Raw genomic sequence first — 17,952 nt, forward strand, 5'->3', positions numbered from 1 at the left:
TGACATAACCCGAAAGGAACAAACACCATAAATCAAAAACTGACCTATGACCATCGCCATTGATTTTGACGGCACAATCGTAGAGCACCGCTACCCTAAGATAGGAAACGAAATTCCTTTTGCCACCGATACGCTGAAAATGCTGATGAAAGATCATCACCGGCTGATACTGTGGACCGTACGCGAAGGAGAACTTCTGAAAGAAGCTGTGGAATGGTGCAGGGAACGGGGCGTGGAGTTTTATGCCATAAACCGGGATTATCCAGAGGAAGATGCTGCACATCATGGTTTCTCGCGCAAGGTAAAGGCGGATATCTTTATTGACGACCGCAATTTAGGCGGCCTGCCCGATTGGGGAGATATATACCGCATGATTCAGAAGAAACTGACATACGAGGAGTTATATCGCAATATGGATGAAGCTCCCCCAAGAAAGAAAGGCGGGTTCTGGAGCAGGTTTAGTTTTTAGAGGTGCACTAAAAAACCAGGGGGAGGTGTGCGGGAATGAAGTTCGACTATCATTCCCGCACACCTCCCCCCCCTTTTTTATATATTACCGGGCAGGGCGAAAAGAGAGGAAAAGCCTCTCAATAAAGATCGTGCTGTCCGACTTCCGCAAAGAGCGTTGCCAGTTTCTCGATAACCGGCTTGAGATAGCGTTCTCCCTTTTCCGCGGAAGCTTTCTTGGGGTTCCCCACTCCACTATCCACCGTAGCCTTATCCCAATGGCGGGGCGTCCATGCCACTTTCTCATTCAACGAAGCGATGGCAAACGGACGGGAAGCTCCGTCACCGGCCTCAGCAAGGTTCACCAGTTCGGGGTGATAGTACATCATGGCAGAAGTTTCCGATTCGCCGGCATGATCGTCTATGTCGGCCTCAAAATAGCCTTTGGTGGGAATGATGCTGAACCAATCGGTTGCCATAATCAGGAAGTCGGGATAAGTAACGGCAAGATCGCGAATCATCCCTTTGAAGTTGTTCCCGCCATGTCCGCCGAGGATCACCAGTTTGCGTATGCCCTGAACATAAAGAGAAGCTACAATGTCCTCCAGAATGGCCTGTTGGGTGGTATAACGGGTGTGAATACAAAAAGGAAGCTCGCGCTGTCCGGGGTTATGCGCACCGAAAGGTACGGGAGGCATCACCATGCAACGCACACCGGAACGTTCCAATGCCAGCGTAGCGGCATCTACGGCAATATCATGCGGAAGAATACAGTCTGTCAGATAAGGCAGATGCAGGTTATGAGGCTCGGTAGCCCCCCAAGGAAGAATGACAACATCATACTTCACATCTTTCACCTTCCCATAACAGGAAACGGTAAGATCAATTTCTCTTTTTTCCATACTACTTTATTTTAAAGGCTTCCACTGCAAACCGCACCGGATTTCCAGCGGTTCAGCCCTGTGTTATATAGTGAACGCTCACACTACTGTTTCCTATATTCCTTAGGCGACATGCCCGTATGATGCTTGAAATACTTTCCAAAAAATGACTGGTTGGCAAAATGCAGTTCATCGGCTATTTCCTGAATGCTCTGCTCGGATGATTTCAACAAGGCTTTCGCCTCCAGAATCACCAGACTGTCAATCCACTCGCCCGCCGTCTTGCCACTCACCTCTTTCACTACGGTAGAAAGGTGCTTGGGCGTGAGAAACATCTTGCCGGCATAATAGGCCACACTCCTCTCCTCTTTATAGCCCTCGGATACATACCGGATGAAGTGCTCAAACAAATCCTCCTTACGGCTTTTCGGGGTACGTTCCTTCGCGGTGTGCCCCTGATAAATATCATAGATTTCATAGAACAGCGCCAGCAACAATCCCTGCGTAATCTCTTTACGGTACGGATTGTCCTTCAGCCTCACTTTCCTCCACAGAAAAGAATGATATTCCTCGAATGCCTGTAACTCTTCGGCGGTGACCTTGATGCAGGGCCGCTCCTTTATCATGAAAAACATGGGGAACAGTTGCTGCATGGTGGGTATCACCACATCCATGAAGTCTCTGGACACCGCTATAAAGCTGCCGGAGAAGTCATCAGAGCGCTCACCTTGCTGCACAATCTGTTCGGGCAGGATGATGCAGAGCATTCCTTCCCTCATTTCATACTCCTGCAGATTGATATTCATCCTGCACCGGCCTTTCCGGCAGACTGCAAGACAGGCCGCATTCAGACGAGTGGGATATGGCGTAAAAGGAATGTCCCTGATATCATCAAAAATAGCAAAATCATTGCCGATAAAGTCAATCATAGGTAGATGTTGTATGCCGGATATGTCGACATTGCGTATCTGTTTTGTATTCATTGGTCTTGTGCTTTGCCGGCAAATATAGGATTATTCGCGAAATAATTAATTTAAAAATCGTGAATGTTATCCTAATTCATTATTTTAAATCCTATGAAGAATGTACGCGGTTGTGTAGGGCCGTAAAAATAACCGGCATCGCGGAATTCTCCCTTATCCAGATCTTTCTGAAAACTATTGAAGATGTTCTGCACGCCCGTATTCAGCTGGAATTTGATGTGGTCGTGCAGCACGAACGTATAATTCAGCTTCAGATTGAGGTCGAAGAACTGGGGCGTATTCTCCATGCGGTCTTTTTCGATATATCCGGCATAGTGCGGCACAATCATCTTGCCCGTATAAGTGCCGGACAGTGAGAAGTCGAAATTCTTCACCGGAGCAGACGAGAAAGTGAAGTAACCGTAATAATCCGGTGTGCGGGGCATGCGCTTGGTAGTCAGGTCCACACCGTCCACTTTTGTCCATGCCTCCTCGTGGGTGTAGCGGCTGCGCTGCGCGGTAAAGCCCAACTGGAACTGCGCTTCCTTGCCATGGGCAATCTTGGCGTCGAGGTTTGCTCCGTACACGCGGGCGCCATTGCCGTTACGGCGTTCTTTGATAACATCGCCTATGTCGTTCTTTCCGATGTCCTCAAGAACAAAAACATGGCGCAAGTCCGTATAGAAGCCCTCCACAAGTATGTTGGCCTGCCAATGTCCCAAATGAGTGGTCCAGTCCACCGACCCGCTGTAACTGTTGGAACGCTCTTCGCGCAGGTTGTCCGCCAGCTTGATTTGCACACCCTCACCGCCCACTGCTGTGACATGGAGGTCTTCATCATAGGCTTGCGGCGCACGAAAACCGGTGGAGTACGTCAGACGCGCCTGAAAATCCTCGGAAGGCTTATAGAGCAGATTGACGCGGGGACTGAAAATCAACTTGTCTATCAGATTGTGCTTATCCAGCCGGGCGCCCACCAGCATGGTCAGGACATTCATCTTCCATTCATTCTGCACAAAGGCACTGGCAATGCGGACATCCTGCTGCATGTCGCGGTGATAGCCCGTCATCACATCGTGCATGGAATTGTTCTGATACTCCAGCCCGCCCGTAAAAGTGGCGGGGGCAAAAAGGCAGTTATCCATATTGCCTACGTACATGCCGCCTGCCACCCAAGTCAAGTCTTTTGTCTTGCCGTAAGCGTTCAGGTCCTTCTGCGCACCGTAGTAGCTGTTGCGGTCGGTGTGCTGAATGGAGCCGTACAATGAGATCTTATGCTTATATTCACGCCAGAAGAGGTCGTAGCTCAAGCCACCGCTGTTGATGATATGCTTGGTTTGCTCTGTGATGTCCGTTTCGTGCGGCTGGAGGTCGAACTTATTGCCGCCGCGGCGGAACTCGTTCGTAGTGTGATATTCCAGATTGATGCGGCTGAAATGCGTAGGGCGGTAATAGGCGCGAAAGCCGAAAGTATTCATGTTCAGCTTGCCCAGTTCGGAGAAGCCGTCTCCATCGCGGTCGTAAGGATTGCGGTTGCGATAGCTTTCGTAAAGAGCGATGCCGTAGGAGTTGTCTTTGGCCACCAGAGAGACATTGGCGCCCATATACTGCTCCCATGACTTGCCGTCCATATTGGAGAACATGCTCGACACCTGAAAGGAATTATTGATAGGGTCTTTGGTAATGATATTGATGGTTCCGCCCACAGCATTCGCGCCGAACAGCGCCGAGCCGCCACCGCGCACCACTTCCACCCTCTCAATCATGTTCACCGGTATCTGTTCCAGCCCGTACACTCCACTCAAGGCACTGATAATGGGGCGACTGTTAATCAGGATCTGGGAGTAAGGCCCTTCCAGTCCATTGATGCGCACTTGCGGAAAGCCGCAGTTCTGACAGTTATTCTCCACACGCAGTCCCGACTGATAGTTGAGTGTTTTGGCAAGGTCGGTGGAATTCACCATTTCAAAAAGTTTGGTGCTCATCACGTTTACCACCACAGGAGCTGCCTTACGGCTCACTTCATTGCGATTGGCCGATACTACGACCTCATCTGTCATGAAGCTCTCCTCCTGCATCTGGAAATGTACAACGGCGGTGAAGTCTTTGTTCACCTCGATCTCCTTTTCCTGTGTTTTATAGCCTACCGCGGATACGCGCAAGGTGTATTTGCCCGCCGGAAGGTTCTTGAGTTCAAACTGGCCTTCTTCATTAGACACCGTTCCCTGTCCGCTGCCCACTATCAAAACAGTGGCATACGGTATGTTCTCCTCCGAGCCTTTCACAAGGACATGGCCGGAAATCATATTGCCTTCCCTGATGGGATTTGCAGCAATAGCTGCGTTGATGCTTGCCATGGCAAGCACCAGCGCCAATATATAATGTTTCATTTGAATAATCGCTTTTTTAAGTAAATACACACAATCAGCTTATACGCTCCGAACAACAGATGCTCTTGATATAAACCAATTGTAAACAGTTACGATCAATGGCAACGCAGGCATGGCAAATGCCCGACGTTGATGCGGAAAAATATCAAAGTGTAACGAAACAGGGGGGAGCGCGAAGTGAAATCACCCGGCACGTTTTGCCTTTTACGACAGGCGTGTCGGTTGCATTTTCGAGCACCCGCAGCAAAGCACGCATCGGATGCAACATTTCGCAGCAGTCCGGTTTGTCCGAACTGAAGTGGGACAACAGCCCTATGACAATCAGCGAAGTGGCAGAATGTGAGTGCTGGTTGTGGAAAGGGTGCGAGTGGGTAATCAGCACCCCATTAACGTAGTGGACGTGAGTGAAAGCCGTCACACTTGCCTGATAGGCCACAAAGAGTGCCAGCAAGCATAATGCGCATATTGTTCTTTTCAATCCTCTCACGTCCTTATTATCTTGTTTGTTCTATCCGGGTTGCAAAGGTACGAATTATTCCTGAACTTTACCAAAGAGAAACTCATAATCGCGTTTGGAAGCAGGAGCCGCCCATTCCTCCGGAACAAATTTCCACTGGCCGAGCGCACGCGGTTCGATTACCTTCTTCCGTTCTATGTATTGCATCAGATAGTAACGCAAATCCTTATCCGTAGAACGGATGATACGTTCTTTCAATTTGTCCTGAGGGATTCCCGCACCTTTGGTCAGCAGTTCCCCACCGCCGTTGCCCCGGTAAGAGTTGAGAGCCACCGCATACATCTTGTCCATATCGAACGGAGTGCCGTCGGCCATGCTGTGAATGGTCACTTTCTGTCCCTCCGGTTTCGTCACATCCACTGTATAGACGATGCCTGCCGCCGAATCGAAATTAAAGCTGAAATTCTTGAAAGACGCCCTGTCTGCCGCACCTTCGCGCGGCTTGTCGCGGAACAGCAGGATGTGGTCGTCGGGAGAAGCCATACGGTTGGTCCACAGGGCATAAGACATTTCCAGAACATCGTGTATTTCCTTGCCCGAAAGGCGCATGGTGTAGAGCATATTCTCGTACTTATACAGGTTGAACATGTCGTACACATAGACATCCCCTTCCTCAATCCGGGTGTCGTAGGACAGAGGAGCCGCCAACGAAATATCCGCACCGCTGATGTTAAGCTGTAAAGTATGGATCAGGTCGATGAAAGCAGAAGAGCCGAAGTAAGCGGGACGGGTGGAGATTGTCTCCGTCAAATGCCCTATCTTCTTCGATACGAAATTCTGGATGGTGGCGTATTGCGACGCAAAATGCTTCATGAAGTCCTCACTGATGCCGTAGTCACCGGTTTCGGTCAGCACACCGTTGATCTGCTTATCCACTACCTTGCCATTACGCAGCGTCACAGTCAGGTCAATGTCACTCACCACCACGCCGTTGCTCGCCGGGTCCATCACCAATACGGAGTCGCCCGCCACGTTCTGCACTTTCTTGCACTCGCGGGCATGGTCGTGCCCCATAAGTACGATGTCGAACCCCGGCACATTGCGTGCTATGTCCAGCGAAGCGTTCTCCCTATATTTGCCGCCCATCAGCAAAGCGTCTTGTCCGGCATGGAACATACCCACTACAACATCCGGGCGTTCCTTCTCACGAATTATCTTCATCCACTTGCGCGCCGTTGTTTCCATATCGTCAAAGCGCAGGCCTTTCCACAGGTTTTCGGACAGCCACATCGGGATAGCGGGTGTTATCATGCCGAGAACCACAATCTTTACACCGTCGCGTTCAAGCGTCACGTAGGGCTGGAAATGATTCTTACCCGTAGCCGTATCAATGATGTTGGCTCCCAGCACAGGGGCGTGGCAATCGCCTGCCCAACGATCGAAAACGGCACGTCCGGTCTCCACATCGTGGTTGCCCATATTGCCGGCATCATAGCCCATGTAGTTCAGCATTTCGGCCGTCAGGTGCGGCGACACAGTATCAATGTAGTTGTAGTAATAAGCCGTAGGCTGCCCTTGCAGAATATCACCGTTGTCCAGCAGAATCAGGTTGTCTTTATACGTCTCGCGCTCTTTCTGCACAAAAGCATATACACGCGCCAAACTCCCGGCGGCATCCTTCTGCAAAATAAAATCATGGGGATAGTAGTTCCCATGTATGTCACTGGTTTGTACTATCTTCAACTTAACGACCTTCTCCTGTGCCGCAACCGTTCCGAGCAGCAGGAAAAGCCATACAAAGCAACAAATTCGTCTCTTCATACTCTTATTTTCTTCTTTTATCAATCCAGCGGATGGGTAAAAAGAAAACGGGCGCCCTGTGTATAATGCGGATCTACCCATATCTTCCCACCCCACTTTTTCACAATCAGTTTGCAGATGGCAAGGCCAAGCCCTGTGCCCTGAGCATATTCGTTCAGTTTCTCAAAGCGTTCGAACACTTTCTTCTGTTTTTCCAACGGTATGCCGCAGCCTGTGTCGGACACAGAAAAGAGCACAACATGCCTCTTCTCGTCCAGCCCCACCTTCAATGTTATCGTGCCGTTCTTCGTAAACTTATCCGCATTGGACAGCAGGTTTATGATCACCTGCTGCATACGCTGGATGTCCGTATGGAGCTCCAGACTTTCCAGCGGACTTTCAAACAGGAACCTGTTGGCCGACCGGCGCGCCTGTGCCACAGAGGCCAAAGCCTGCGTACAAACCTGCACCACATCACACTTTTCCTGCGTAAAGGTCACCCGGTCCACCTCCAGCCGGGAAAGGTCCAGAATATCATCAATCAGCCGGAGCAGCAAGTCCGAATTCGCCTTGATAATCTCAAAAAATCCCCGTTGCTCCTCCAACGGAATATCGCCGGCAGAGAGCACATCCGAAAATCCCACAATAGCATTCAGCGGTGTGCGTATCTCATGACTCATATTGGCAAGGAATGCACTCTTCAGGCGGTTTGCCTCCTCCGCCCTCTCCTTCGCCTCACGCAAGGATGCCTCGGAGACTTCCAATTCGTCTTTCAGTTTCTTCGTGTGATAGTAGAAATAGAGAGAGACGAACAATCCCACCAACAGGCTGAGCAGAACGGCTGCTATCCCCCATATATGATATTTGTACTGCTCATAGAAAGACGGAGTTACATTTACCAATTCCACAGGTCCGGAAAGTGAAGATATATCCAGATCCTTCTCCTTTATCAGTTTGCCGTCCATGACGGTCTGGGTGGGAATAATCTCCAGCATGGCTTTCTCCGGATTCTTCAACAGACGGACGGCTTGCTGCGCCAGCCCCTTGCCCAAAGGGCGGTAATGAGGCACCACTCCGCCCAAAGCCCAATAGCCGATGCCCGCAGAGGTGATGGAGAAAGCAGGCAGGTCGGGAGCCGCCTCCATCATGGCGTAAGTGGCATTGCGCATGAAGTAACCGTCGTTCATGTCCACCCGCCATGTTCCCATGAGCAAGGCGGTATTGGGCGGCAAAGCATGCAGCTTGTCGCTAATGGTATAAATGGTGTTGACACGTCCGTCCAGCAGGATAAGCCCTAATTCCGGAAATTTCCTCATCTCTTTCACCACATGCGCCTGCAAGGTGACGCCGCCGTAGCTGTTGTCCGAAATGAAAGCGATGTGTTCCGTCTTGGGATACAACTGCTTTATCATGCGGATATTGGCCTCTACGTCATATTGATAAATAAATCCACTCTTAATCGGAGAGTCGGGAAAATCGTCGAGGAAATCCAACGATTCGGGCATCCACGTTTTCAGGTCTGTGCCATGCTCCGGCAAAAGCACCACATTGCGGCTGGCCAATGCCACCATCACCGGCACTTCGCCCCGGACGGAGTCCTCCAGCGACAAATAGGCTGCCCACGCTTCCTGCCCTATCAGTATTATGAGCGAAGGAATCTTTGTGCCCTGATATTTGGAAAGGATGCCCACCATTCTCTGCTTCCACCAAGGAGCCTCGGAGAAACTTTTGCAGTTCATGTTCTCCAATTCTACCCCGCACTTCCCGTCCAAGCGCTGAAACTCTTCCATAAAGTCGGAAATATTGCCCGAAGTCTGGCCCGCGTCAGGATTATAAGAACTGATGATAAGCACAGGATGGTCGCCCGTCACCGCAAAGGCAGGGCGCGCAAGGAAAAGAAACGCCGTCAGGCAGAGCAATGCTCTATAAAATATATTCTTAAATAATCTCATAATCCCGGGGAACTGTCGCAAAGATACAATAAAACTCAAAAAAGGCACAAAGAAAGATTGTTTTTCGTACTTTTGGCACGCATTATTAAAAAGAAGCTGACATGACACAAATCTTCCACAACATGATAGCTGCCATTCTCGGCATATCAGAAAAACAAATCGGACAGACATTGTCCCTGCTCAATGACGGAGCAACAATCCCTTTCATCAGCCGCTACCGTAAAGAAATGACAGGCGGACTGGATGAAGTACAGATAGAAGCCATCCAAACCCATTACGAAAAGCTGAACGAAACGGCCAAGCGGAAGGAAACCATCATCAACACCATTCAGGAACAAGGGAAGATGACTCCGGAACTGCAAAAGCGCATTGAAGAAACGTGGGACGGCACCGTTCTCGAAGATATCTACCTGCCCTACAAGCCCAAGCGGAAAACACGCGCGGAAGCAGCCCGCCAGAAAGGACTCGAACCGCTCGCCACCATACTGATGCTCCAACGCGAGCCTCATCCCGAACAACGTGCCGCCGGTTTTGTGAAAGGCGACGTGAAAGATGCGGACGATGCCCTGAAAGGCGCACGCGACATCATTGCCGAGCAAGTCAGCGAAAACGAACGAGCCCGCAACACTCTGCGCAATACCTTTGCACGCCAAGCCGTACTGACCGCCAAAGTTGTGAAAGGAAAAGAGGAAGAAGGAGCCAAATACAGAGACTATTTCGATTGTTCGGAATCCCTGAAACGTTGCAGTTCGCACCGCTTGCTTGCCATTCGGCGCGCCGAAACCGAAGGGGTGCTCAAAGTGAGTATCAGCCCGAATGACGAAGAGTGCGTGGAACGGTTGGAAAGACAGTTCGTGCGGAGCAACAATGCCTGCGGAAAACAGGTGGCCGAAGCCGTACAGGACGCGTACAAGCGTCTGCTGAAACCGTCCATCGAAACAGAGTTTGCCGCACAAAGTAAGGAGCGTGCCGATGATGAAGCCATCCGCGTCTTTGCGGAAAACCTGCGGCAACTGCTACTCGCCTCACCATTAGGGCAGAAGCGGGTAATGGGAATAGATCCGGGATTCCGTACCGGCTGCAAGGTGGTATGCCTGGATGCACAGGGCAATTTGCTGCATAATGAGAATATCTATCCGCATCCGCCTGTGAACCAAAGCAAAGAAGCATTCGCCAAACTGCAAAAGATGATAGAGGCCTACAAGATCGAAGCCATCGCCATTGGAAACGGCACCGCCAGCCGCGAGACAGAGGATTTCCTGAAACGGCAGACATTCAACCGGGAAGTGCAGATCTTCATCGTCAGCGAACAAGGAGCTTCCATCTATTCCGCTTCCAAGATTGCCAGAGACGAGTTTCCAGAATATGATGTCACCGTACGCGGTGCAGTGTCCATTGCCCGCCGGCTTATGGACCCGTTGGCAGAGCTTGTCAAGATAGACCCGAAATCAATCGGTGTGGGACAATACCAGCATGACGTAGACCAAAGCAAACTCAAGAAATCTCTCGACCAGACCGTAGAGAACTGCGTCAACCTCGTCGGCGTGAACCTGAATACGGCAAGCAGCCACTTGCTTACATATATATCGGGACTCGGCCCGCAATTGGCGCAGAACATCGTGAATTACCGGGCAGAGAACGGAGCGTTCTCCTCCCGTAAAGAATTGATGAAAGTTCCGCGCATGGGCGCCAAGGCTTTCGAACAATGCGCCGGTTTCCTGCGCATACCGGATGCCAAGAACCCGTTGGACAATACGGCAGTGCATCCCGAAAGTTACCATATTGTGGAGCAAATGGCCAAGGACCTGGGATGCAGTGTAGCCGAATTAATAGCCGACAAGGAGCTGCGATTGAAGATACAACCGGAACGATACCTCTCTCCCACCGTCGGGATGCCCACCCTGAAAGATATTCTGCAAGAACTGGAAAAACCGGGACGCGACCCGCGCGGGCCTATCAAGGTATTCGAGTTCGACAAGAACGTGCGTACGATTGACGACCTTCGCATTGGCATGGAGCTGCCGGGCATCGTGAGCAACATCACCAATTTCGGCGCTTTCGTCGATATAGGCATCAAAGAAAACGGCCTGATACACCTCTCCCAGCTTGCGCAGAAGTATGTATCAGACCCCAATGAGATTGTGTCCATCCATCAACAGGTACGCGTCAAGATACTGGGCGTGGATACCGAACGGAAACGCATACAGTTGACTATGATCGGAGTGGAACGTATTTAGGGGTTAGTGATTAACGTTAATCACTAATCTCTATATATCAGTTTATCCTTGTCATTGCCGAAAAGATTATCGCCCAAAGTGGTGATTTTATTGCCGGTGGCAAGAACATGGCGCAAGTTGTCGCATCCCATGAACGCGCCATATTCTATGGCCGTCACACCGGAAGGCAATACCAACGTGCCACACAAGCGTCCGCACCCGCTAAATGCACGCTGGCCTATACTTTTCAAGCCATGGGGAAGCTTGATATTGAGCAGATATTTCTTTTGCGTAAATGTATAGTCGGGAATAACCGTTGCATTACACCGGGAGAGATCCACACTCACCAGATTAGGCATGTAATTACGTATCAAAGTGAAGTCCGCCTCATCCATTTTTCCTTCCACCGTAAGGAAGTTCACATCTTTGGGCTGTATGCCTGCATGAATAAGTTCACTGGCAAGGCTGCCCATAGCAGCTATCTGCACAGTGACACCCACCGGCTCACCTTCTATAAACGCGAATGTCTCCCACCTTTTGCCATTTCGATAGGCGTCACTGCTGCCCAGCGGTACGAATACGGCTGTCACACTGTCGGCCAAAGCTCCGGGCAACAAATTCGGGGGAGTTTTCTTACGTATCTGACAAATCTTCAGGTTGGTACATCCCTTGAATGCGCCATCCTCTATATTCTTGACCTTGTCGGACAGGATTACTTGGGTTAAAGAAGTTTTTCCTGCAAACACGCTATCATTGATTTGCTTACAAAAGGCGTAAGACGGGATGCAGTTGGCAGGATAGACATAGAAACGGTCGGGGTGCGTACCGTTCTTTCCGGCATACATGCTGATAGAGGCATTGGATATATCCAGTATCTGCAGTTTCTTGAACTCATCCCGCAAGTGGCGGAAATCAATGGCATTCAGCTTGCCCTGCAAGACAAGGTGCGTTATCTCGTTAGCTTCCTCCTCGGTCAGCATCTCTACCAAAGTGCCGGGCTTTGCAACGGTATACCTTTTGGAAGTCTGGGCAGAGCTGTTCAATAGGATGCCCAAGCCGGCTATTACTAAAAATATCTTTTTCAGGTTCATGTTTTAAGTGTCAGATTGAGTTTATTTTTCAAAGATAAGAAGAAACTGCCAATTCCGAATAATGATTTTTTCTTTTTATTATTATTTTTGCCAGAGTTAAGAGAGGATGTGTCAAACAAAAGATCACTTTACCGATATATGGAAAATATAGAAAATGACTTCCCAATCAAACGTTTTGGAAAAGTTGCAATCGACATTATTGCATTTGCCGCATTGGCCGTTATACTTGTTACGATCATGAATATTCCTTTCTCTGTGTTGTTTCTGAAAACGGACAAAGAAAGTCCGGACAGCATGTTTGTCTTCATGCTGAGCGAAACACTGATGCTGATAGGCGTATTCCTTTCCGCCTGGATTGTGTGGCACTTCCGCGGATTGTCATTGGCAGGTCTGGGGCGTTCGTTGGCAATGCGCCGAAAGGATTTATTATCAGGAGTGTTGCTGGCAATCGTTCTTTATGCAGTAGGCTTCGGCATATCCTTATTGGCAGGGGCGGTAGAGATTACAGGAGTTACATTCAATCCTTCTTCCCTATTGATCAGCTTTGTTTTCTTCTTGCTGGTAGCCGTTACGGAAGAGCTGGCATTGCGGGGCTTTGTACTGGAACGGATGCTGCAAGGCGGGATAAATAAATTCTGGGCTTTGTTCTTTTCCTCCGTTCTGTTCTCACTGATTCATATAGGCAATCCGAACTTCAACTTCCTGTCCTTTATCAATATTCTGCTGGCAGGTGTCCTTTTGGGTTCTTCCTATATATATACCCGCAACCTCTGCTTTCCGATAGCATTACATTGGTTCTGGAACTGGATACAAGGTCCTGTCTTGGGATATGAAGTCAGCGGGAATAAATTCGGTGAGAGCATGTTGACACTCCATCTGCCCGAAGCCAACCTGATGAACGGAGGCGCTTTCGGCTTTGAAGGCTCCATGCTTTGTACAGTATTAATGATACTGGGAACAGGAGTGATTTTAAAAATGTTCAGTAAAAAAGATAGGAAAGTGTGTCAAAACTAACATTAACTATCATTTTACTCTGTCATTAGCTTCGCTCAAAACCTCTTCTACCTTTTTTATTAAGGTATAGTCAGAGCGAAGCGAAGAATCTACTCTCTGTGTGAGTAGGAGAAGAGATGCTTCACTACGTTCTGCATGACAGACTATACATTAGCGTAAGAAATAAAAGATGTTTTGAGCGAAGCTAATGATAGGCTTGTCAGAGTTTTGACACCCTAACCTATATTATTTATTATACATCTTTGCCCTCAATTCCTTGATGTGGTCGGAAGTGATATATTCATCATACTCCATCATCTTGTCAATAATACCGTTCGGAGTCAGCTCGATGATACGGTTTGCCACGGTCTGGATAAACTCGTGGTCATGGGATGAGAACAGGATATTGCCCTTATACGTCTTCAGGTTATTGTTGAATGCCTGAATAGACTCCAAGTCGAGGTGGTTGGTCGGCGTATCCAGAATCAGGCAGTTGGCATTGCGCAACTGCATACGTGCAATCATACAACGCATCTTCTCACCTCCCGACAATACGCTTGCCTTCTTCAGCACTTCTTCACCGGAGAAAAGCATACGTCCGAGGAAGCTCTTCATGTAGACCTCATTGCCCTCGCCGAACTGGCTCAACCAGTCCACCAGATTCAGATCCGTATTAAAGAAGCTCGTATTATCCAACGGCAGATAGGCTGTAGTGATCGTAACACCCCAATTGAAAGTTCCGGAATCGGGTTTCATGTTTTCGTTGATAATCTCAAACAAAGCAGTCATGGCACGCGGGTCATGTGAGAGGAATACAATCTTATCCCCCTTCTCCACATTGAAATTCACATCGCGGAACAGCACCGTACCGTCCTCCAGTGTCTTGGTCAGTCCCGATACTTCCAGAATCTGATTTCCCGGTTCGCGTTCCGGAGTAAAGATGATACCCGGATATTTACGGGATGACGGTTTGATTTCTTCCACATTCAGTTTTTCGAGCATCTTCTTGCGGCTGGTGGTCTGCTTGCTCTTCGCCACATTGGCGCTGAAACGGCGGATAAACTCTTCCAGCTCTTTCTTCTTCTCCTCGGCCTTAGCCTTTTGATTCTGCTGCTGACGGAGAGCCAACTGGCTCGACTCATACCAGAAACTATAATTACCGGCAAAAAGGTTAATCTTTCCGTAATCAATATCCACCGTATGCGTACAAACAGAATCGAGGAAGTGGCGGTCGTGGCTTACCACCAAGACAGTATGTTCAAAGTTGGCAAGGTAGTCTTCCAGCCAGGTAACGGTTTCCATATCCAAGTCATTGGTGGGCTCATCCAGCAAGAGGTTATCGGGATTGCCATACAGGGCCTGCGCCAACATCACACGTACTTTTTCCTTATTGTTCAGCTCGCCCATCAGCACGTAATGCTTGTCCTCCCTGATGCCCAACCCGCTCAACAAGGCGGCTGCATCGCTTTCGGCATTCCAGCCGTCGAGTTCGGCGAATTTCTCTTCCAGTTCGGAAACCTTCAAGCCGTCCTCATCGGTAAAGTCCTCTTTGGCATAGAGCTCTTCGCGTTGCTTCATGATGTCCCACAACACTGTGTGTCCCATCATCACAGTATCCATCACCGTATAAGCATCCCACTTGAAGTGGTCCTGACTCAAAACGGAAAGACGCTCACCCGGCCCCAACATGATAGATCCCGTTGTCGGATCCAAGTCTCCTGAGATAGTCCGCAGGAAAGTGGATTTTCCAGCGCCGTTAGCACCGATTATACCATAACAATTACCACTTGTAAACTTCAAGTTCACATCATTAAACAACACTCTTTTACCAAACTGTACCGATACGTTCGAGACTGTAATCATCTTTATATTTACTATTTAATACCTATAATTCTGCAATTTGCGGGTGCAAAGGTAGGAAAAATCCACGAGATTCAGGTAGACTTCAGCAGAATAAAGTAAGATGCCAGAAGTTGTAAAGAGCCTTTTTCAGCTTATTACCTGATTCTTCCGAAGAATATTGTCAAATAACCCGATGCCCGACTCCGTCATAATCCCCCTGAGCATAAAGGTCGCCGAACTATGCAGCATGGCAGGCAGACATTCCGCTACCCTTGCATTATAAAGCAAGGCTGTAAAGGACTCAACGAACGTACGTACTTCCAAATCCGGAATGATATGTCTCTCCTTCAGGCAAGCCGAAAGGGTTTTCTCTAACTCGTCCGACCATATACGATTGTATAGACTATAGATGTATTTATATTCCAAATGCCGGGAAACATCAAGCCAAAAGACACATGCAGCCTTATATAAATTCTCGATATATGCTTTAGAAACCGCCCAAAGATATTCCAATATGTCAGGAGAATCATACCTGATGATATGGAATGTATTCTCAATTCTGCTCTGATAGACCCGCCAACAGGTATTTATAAGATTATCTTTTGTTGTATAAATCTGATATATAGTCCGTTTAGAAATATTCATATTCCGGGCAATATCATCCATACGAACAGCCCGGATACCATATTGCCTCAAAGATTGTGAAGTAAAAGCAATTATTCTTTTTTCAGTACTCTCATCCATATAGTTACATACAAAAATAGTTAGTCAGTCATTCATTTTCCGGCCTAAAAATAAACAGGTTTATTAATATCTGGAAAATTATTTTCCCCAATCCATAAAAATAAGCGCTGAAAGCCTTAAATAAGCGCACGAAATGATTGGGAGACATTCCTATTTATAGAGCATTTCGCTGTCAATCTGACATAAAAGTATTACCTTTGCGGCGTTTTTGGCAAAAGCAGCCAATTTGGCAAAGTTATTGCTATAAAAAACATATCATATTAACTTAACCCTTAGCAGCAATGAAAGCAAAACCATTTTATAAGAATAACAAGCATAACAATAATATGGATTCTAAAGAAAAAGAAAACATCAACGAAGAAGAGTTGAAAGCACAAGCTGTTCCGGAAGAGAACGGTGAAGAGGCAACCGAGAAAGAGGAAGTTACCCTGACTGAGGAAGAGAAGCTCGCTCAAGAATTGGAGAAAGCCCACGCAGAGATTGAAGACCAGAAAGACAAATACCTGCGTCTCTCCGCCGAGTTCGACAACTACCGCAAACGCACGATGAAAGAAAAAGCCGAACTGATCCTGAACGGCGGTGAAAAGAGCATCAGCAGTATCCTTCCCATTGTGGACGACTTTGAACGTGCTTTGAAGAATATGGAGACTGCCACCGACGTGGCTGCTGTGAAAGAGGGTGTAGAGCTCATCTATAACAAATTCATGACGGTACTGGGACACAACGGCGTCAAAGTAATTGAAACCAAAGAGCAACCGCTTGATACAGACTACCATGAAGCCATTGCCGTAATCCCGGCTCCCGACGAAGCATTGAAAGGCAAGATTCTGGACTGCGTGCAAACAGGTTACATGCTAAACGACAAAGTAATCCGCCATGCCAAAGTAGTGGTTGGAGAATAACATACACAGTTATATGGAAAAAAGAGATTATTACGAAGTACTGGAAGTCGAGAAAACAGCATCGGTAGACGAGATAAAGAAGGCTTATCGCAAAAAGGCTATCCAATACCACCCGGACAAAAACCCCGGCGACAAGGTAGCCGAAGAGAAGTTCAAAGAAGCGGCAGAAGCATACGATGTATTAAGTAACCCGGACAAGCGTGCCCGTTACGACCAGTTCGGTCATGCCGGAATGAGCGGCGCAGCCGGCAATGGCGGTCCGTTCGGCGGTTTCAGCGGCGGCATGTCCATGGATGACATATTCTCCATGTTCGGCGACATATTTGGCGGACACAGTGGTGGTTTTGGCGGCGGCTTCAGTGGTTTCGGCGGATTTGGCGGCGGAGGCGCACAACAGCAACGGCGGTATCGCGGCTCTGACTTACGCGTCAAAGTGAAACTAAACCTCAAGGAGATTTCTACCGGAGTAGAAAAGAAATTCAAGCTGAAAAAGTACGTGCCTTGCAGTCACTGTCATGGAACCGGCGCCGAAGGAGACGGAGGTGCAGAGACCTGCCCCACTTGTAAAGGCAGCGGTACGGTGATCCGCAACCAGCAGACCATTCTCGGAACGATGCAGACGCGCACCACCTGTCCCACCTGCGGCGGTGAAGGCAAAGTAATCAAGAACAAGTGTAAGGAGTGTGCCGGTGAAGGTATCGTGTACGGTGAGGAAGTCGTTACCGTAAACATTCCCAAAGGCGTAGCCGAAGGCATGCAGCTCTCTATGGGTGGCAAAGGTAATGCAGGCAAGCACAACGGTGTGCCGGGCGACCTGCTGATTCTCGTAGAAGAAGAGCAGGACAAGGAACTGATCCGCGATGAAAACGACCTGATATACAACCTGCTCCTTAGCTTCCCAACCGCAGCATTGGGCGGTGCGGTGGAGATACCCACCATTGACGGAAAAGTAAAGGTGAAAATCGAGTCGGGTACGCAACCGGGCAAGGTTCTCCGCCTGCGTGGCAAAGGTTTGCCCAACGTCAACGGATACGGAACGGGGGATTTATTGGTGAATGTCAGCGTCTATGTCCCTGAAACCCTGAACAAAGAAGAGAAAAAAGCATTGGAAGAAATGGAAAGCTCGGACAACTTCAAGCCGAACACTTCCATCAAGGAAAAAATCTTCAAGAAGTTCAAGAGTCTGTTTGACTAAGCAATAAAACATTTCTGATATAAAAAAAGCTGCGCCATGTTCGGTGCAGCTTTTTTTATATCAGAAAGCACAGTTGGTAC

The 17,952-nt window shown here is 48.7% G+C and carries 14 protein-coding genes; 5 read left to right on the plus strand and 9 right to left on the minus strand.

Annotated elements, in window-relative coordinates; all coding sequences use genetic code 11:
* Positions 1-46 precede the first annotated feature (46 nt).
* Positions 47-469 (plus strand): BT0820 family HAD-type phosphatase, encoded by a 423-nt coding sequence (locus NQ546_RS13135; RefSeq protein WP_004290639.1) that lies wholly within the window; start codon positions 47-49, stop codon positions 467-469.
* A 118-nt stretch (positions 470-587) separates the two neighbouring features.
* On the opposite strand, the gene NQ546_RS13140 is transcribed toward NQ546_RS13135, so the two are convergent.
* From NQ546_RS13140 to NQ546_RS13165, 6 genes are all read right to left on the minus strand, one after another.
* Positions 588-1,349 carry a creatininase family protein gene (locus NQ546_RS13140; protein WP_004290638.1) on the minus strand — a complete coding sequence of 254 codons (762 nt, stop codon included), beginning with the start codon at positions 1,347-1,349 and terminating at the stop codon, positions 588-590.
* An 83-nt stretch (positions 1,350-1,432) separates the two neighbouring features.
* Positions 1,433-2,311, minus strand: coding sequence for a helix-turn-helix domain-containing protein (locus NQ546_RS13145; RefSeq protein WP_004290637.1), 879 nt, complete (start codon positions 2,309-2,311; stop codon positions 1,433-1,435).
* Positions 2,312-2,382: 71 nt separating this feature from the next.
* A complete protein-coding gene (locus tag NQ546_RS13150) occupies positions 2,383-4,680 on the minus strand; it encodes a TonB-dependent receptor (RefSeq protein ID WP_039953265.1) in 2,298 nt (765 codons plus the stop codon).
* A 145-nt stretch (positions 4,681-4,825) separates the two neighbouring features.
* Positions 4,826-5,167, minus strand: a complete 342-nt coding sequence (locus NQ546_RS17415; RefSeq protein ID WP_171031162.1) for a hypothetical protein — start codon at positions 5,165-5,167, stop codon at positions 4,826-4,828.
* 45 nt (positions 5,168-5,212) lie between these two features.
* Positions 5,213-6,958: a bifunctional metallophosphatase/5'-nucleotidase gene (locus NQ546_RS13160; protein ID WP_039953339.1), complete on the minus strand. Its 1,746-nt coding sequence runs from the start codon at positions 6,956-6,958 to the stop codon at positions 5,213-5,215.
* 20 nt (positions 6,959-6,978) lie between these two features.
* Complete coding sequence (locus NQ546_RS13165) at positions 6,979-8,889, minus strand: sensor histidine kinase (protein ID WP_004290633.1); 1,911 nt, start codon at positions 8,887-8,889, stop codon at positions 6,979-6,981.
* 101 nt (positions 8,890-8,990) lie between these two features.
* On the opposite strand from NQ546_RS13165, the gene NQ546_RS13170 reads away from it, so the two are divergent.
* Positions 8,991-11,126 (plus strand): Tex family protein, encoded by a 2,136-nt coding sequence (locus tag NQ546_RS13170; protein ID WP_004290632.1) that lies wholly within the window; start codon positions 8,991-8,993, stop codon positions 11,124-11,126.
* A gap of 23 nt (positions 11,127-11,149) precedes the next feature.
* Here NQ546_RS13170 and NQ546_RS13175 read toward each other — a convergent pair whose 3' ends face one another.
* Positions 11,150-12,196, minus strand: coding sequence for a leucine-rich repeat domain-containing protein (locus tag NQ546_RS13175; RefSeq protein WP_004290631.1), 1,047 nt, complete (start codon positions 12,194-12,196; stop codon positions 11,150-11,152).
* 138 nt (positions 12,197-12,334) lie between these two features.
* On the opposite strand from NQ546_RS13175, the gene NQ546_RS13180 reads away from it, so the two are divergent.
* Entirely contained in the window at positions 12,335-13,210 is an 876-nt protein-coding gene (locus NQ546_RS13180) for a CPBP family intramembrane glutamic endopeptidase (protein WP_039953264.1), read from the plus strand.
* Between the two features lie 225 nt (positions 13,211-13,435).
* On the opposite strand, the gene NQ546_RS13185 is transcribed toward NQ546_RS13180, so the two are convergent.
* Together NQ546_RS13185 and NQ546_RS13190 are read right to left on the minus strand one after the other, a co-directional pair.
* A complete protein-coding gene (locus NQ546_RS13185; RefSeq protein ID WP_004290629.1) occupies positions 13,436-15,052 on the minus strand; it encodes an ABC-F family ATP-binding cassette domain-containing protein in 1,617 nt (538 codons plus the stop codon).
* A gap of 126 nt (positions 15,053-15,178) precedes the next feature.
* The gene (locus NQ546_RS13190) at positions 15,179-15,775 is read right to left on the minus strand and encodes a TetR/AcrR family transcriptional regulator (RefSeq protein ID WP_004290628.1); all 597 of its coding nucleotides are present in this window, start codon (positions 15,773-15,775) and stop codon (positions 15,179-15,181) included.
* Positions 15,776-16,056: 281 nt separating this feature from the next.
* On the opposite strand from NQ546_RS13190, the gene NQ546_RS13195 reads away from it, so the two are divergent.
* Positions 16,057-16,677 (plus strand): nucleotide exchange factor GrpE, encoded by a 621-nt coding sequence (locus tag NQ546_RS13195; RefSeq protein WP_004290626.1) that lies wholly within the window; start codon positions 16,057-16,059, stop codon positions 16,675-16,677.
* 13 nt (positions 16,678-16,690) lie between these two features.
* Positions 16,691-17,872, plus strand: coding sequence for a molecular chaperone DnaJ (gene dnaJ / locus NQ546_RS13200; protein WP_004290625.1), 1,182 nt, complete (start codon positions 16,691-16,693; stop codon positions 17,870-17,872).
* Positions 17,873-17,952 lie beyond the last annotated feature (80 nt).

It is taken from the genome of Bacteroides eggerthii (assembly GCF_025146565.1).
GTDB lineage: Bacteria > Bacteroidota > Bacteroidia > Bacteroidales > Bacteroidaceae > Bacteroides > Bacteroides eggerthii.